Origin of the sequence: Microcoleus sp. MOSTC5 (genome assembly GCF_036701825.1) — a bacterium.
Classification (GTDB): Bacteria; Cyanobacteriota; Cyanobacteriia; order Cyanobacteriales; family Microcoleaceae; genus Microcoleus; species Microcoleus asticus.
On sequence record NZ_JAUBRK010000179.1, the window covers coordinates 1 to 1,418 of the forward strand.

2 protein-coding genes are annotated in these 1,418 nt (G+C 44.6%); both read left to right on the forward strand.

Annotation, left to right across the window (positions count from 1 at the left end):
- Positions 1 to 85 precede the first annotated feature (85 nt).
- Positions 86 to 634 (forward strand): hypothetical protein, encoded by a 549-nt coding sequence (locus tag QUA54_RS34220; protein WP_333419475.1) that lies wholly within the window; start codon positions 86 to 88, stop codon positions 632 to 634.
- Positions 618 to 1,418, forward strand: an 801-nt coding sequence (locus tag QUA54_RS34225; RefSeq protein WP_333419477.1) for a transposase, incomplete at its 3' end; no start/stop codon positions are given. The genes QUA54_RS34220 and QUA54_RS34225, both read left to right, overlap by 17 nt.

The window sequence follows — 1,418 nt, forward strand, 5'->3', positions numbered from 1 at the left end:
TCGGTATACTTGTGGAAGCTTTAAGCAAGTTGGCTTCGCTGTTGGAGCGCTCGCAATCATCAGTATTTTTAAGGGGAGCAGGTAAATGTTAGATGCCATCTTTGAACGGTTTGTCAAGCAGAGTCCTGTCAGCGTCATGGTACGCGGCTTAATGGAGCGAGTATTCAACGCAGAACAACTCGATTCTCTATTTGAAAATCATGCCCGGAGCCAGTATACGCGAGAGCTGTTATTCTCCAGCATTGTAGATTTAATGAGCCTGGTTGTCTGTGGCATCTATCCCTCTGTGAATGCTGCATATAGAGCCAAAGCCTCCCAACTCAATGTGAGTCGAACCGCAGTCTATGACAAACTTAATGGCATTGAACTAGATGTGAGTGCTGCACTGCTACGAGAAACTGCTGCCTCTATGACTGATGTGATGCAGTTTCTGGGAGGGAGTCCATCAAAGTTATTAGCTCCTTATCAACTCAGAATCATTGATGGTAACTGTTTAGCTGCAACAGATCATCGGCTTGAAGCTCTGAAACCTTATGCAGCTAAAGCTTTACCAGGCAAGTCTTTAGTGGTGCTTGACCCGGACTTGCGGATGGCGATTGATGTGTTTCTCTGTGAGGATGGTCATCCCCTGTGAACGTTCTTTATTTGAGTCAGTTTTGCCAACCGTTAAAGCTGGTGAACTGTGGATTGCCGATCGCAATATGTGCACACAAGGGTTTCTATTTGGTATACATTCGGCTGCTTCTGACTTTTTGATCCGAGAACATAAAACTTTGCCACAGCAGCAACTGAGTGAATTGCAATTCCAAGGTGATGTAGAAACTGGCTCTGTTAGTGAACAAACTGTTGCTCTGACTTATGGAAGTAACTGTTTGAAAGTACGACGGGTGGTATTACGGTTGAAAAAAGTTACTCGTGATGGCGAGCGGGAAATTGCCATACTGACAAGTTTACCTCAAACAGTTGCCAGTGCGACCGATGTCGCCGATTTGTATCGAGGTCGTTGGAGTGTTGAGACTTTATTTCAAACCGTGACTAAGAATTTTGAGGGCGAAATTAAAACCTTGGGTTATCCGAAAGCTGCCTTGTTTTCTTTTTGTCTGGCTCTAGTTTCTTATAATATTTTAGCTGTTGTCCGAAGAGCTCTCGGCAGTGTACATGGTGTGGGAAAAATTGAGTCTAGTCTTTCAGAATTCTACCTGGTTGATGAAATTCAAGGGACTTATCGGGGTATGACGATCGCAACTGAACCTGATAATTGGTCACACCTGAAGGCTTTGTCCCTGCCTCAATTAGCCGATTTTCTGTTGGACGCAAGCTGCACGAGTGAATTTGAAGTCTTTCCTCAAGCAGCCACGCTCCCCCAAAAAGAAAAAACCACCTTTGATAGTGAACTCACGTCACCGTCATCTTTCTAC

What these genes read in the sequence shown, in the direction of transcription:
- QUA54_RS34220 (WP_333419475.1), top strand. Translation starts at nt 86, where the DNA reads ATGTTAGATGCCATCTTTGAACGGTTTGTCAAGCAGAGTCCTGTCAGC.